At 74.8% G+C, this 1,236-nt stretch carries 1 protein-coding gene; it reads right to left on the minus strand.

Features of this window, described 5'->3' with window-relative positions:
* Nucleotides 1–10: 10 nt before the first annotated feature.
* Nucleotides 11–1,236: S1C family serine protease (locus GTW08_RS13205; RefSeq protein ID WP_161151985.1), on the minus strand; the 1,226-nt coding region annotated here is incomplete at its 5' end.

The raw sequence follows: 1,236 nt of genomic DNA on the forward strand, positions 1-1,236 counted from the left end.
GGGGGGCGGGTCAGTTGCCGCCGCCGAAGGGGTTGATGCCGAACGGCAGCTCACCGGTCGAACCGCCGCCCTCGGGCACGGTGCGCGACCCGTTCTGGGCGGTCGCGGCCGCGGTGTCGCGCACGCTGCCGAGGGTGACCGGCACCTCGCGGGCACCGGACCCGCTGCCGACGGTCAGCGTGACCTGCTGGCCGGGCGTGAAGTTGCCGACCCGGGCGATCAGGTCCGCGAAGCTCGACACCGGGTACTCGTTGACCTTGGTGACGACGTCGCCCGCCGTGATGCCCGCGGCGGCCGCCGGCGAGTCCGGCTCCACCGTCGTGATCTGGGCGCCCGCGGTCCCGCTCGGGGCGCCGCCGGAGGCCGACACCGAGCCCTGCACGCCGAGCTGCGGCTTGGTCGCGACGCCGGAGTCCATCAGCTCCTGGGCGACCCGCTTCGCGGTGTCGACCGGGATCGCGAAGCCCAGCCCGATCGAGCCGGAGCTCTGCCCGGCGGTGGCGATCGCGGAGTTGATGCCGACGACCTGCCCGGCCAGGTTGACCAGCGGACCGCCGGAGTTGCCCTGGTTGATGGGGGCGTCGGTCTGCAGGCCGTTGTAGACGACCGGGGCCTGGCCGTCGCCGCCCGCGGTGACGGTCCGGTTGAGCGCCGAGACGATGCCCGCGGTGACGGTACCGGACAGGCCCTGCGGCGAGCCGTTCGCGACGACCTGCTCGCCGACCTGCACGCTCGAGGACTCCCCGAGAGTGGCGGGCTTCAGGTCCGTGGCGCCCTGCAACTTGATGACGGCGAGGTCGTAGCTGGGGGAGGTGCCGACGACGGTCGCGGGGTACTGCTTCCCGTCGGCGGTGGACACGGTGATCCGGCCGCCGTCGGTGGCGTTGCCGACCACGTGGTTGTTGGTGAGGATCTGGCCGTCGGAGGTCAGGATGACCCCGGAGCCCTCGGCGACGCTCTGCGCGGTGCGGACCTGGATGTCCACCGTGCTCGGGGTGATCGCGGCCGCGGCACCGGCGATCGAGCCGTCGGCCGGGGTGGCCGGGGTGCCGGGGGCGGCGGCGCTGGTCAGCGTGGCCGGGGTGGAGGAACCGTCGAGCACCAGGTAGGCGCCGCCGACACCGGCCGCACCGCCGACGAGGGCGGCCGTCAGCGCGACGGCGGCCAGGCCCGCACCGAACCGGCGCGGCGGCCTCGGTGCCGGACCCTGCTGCGGGAACGGCGGGTACACCGAGG

The organism is Pseudonocardia sp. SID8383 (genome assembly GCF_009864975.1).
Taxonomy (GTDB): domain Bacteria; phylum Actinomycetota; class Actinomycetes; order Mycobacteriales; family Pseudonocardiaceae; genus Pseudonocardia; species Pseudonocardia alni.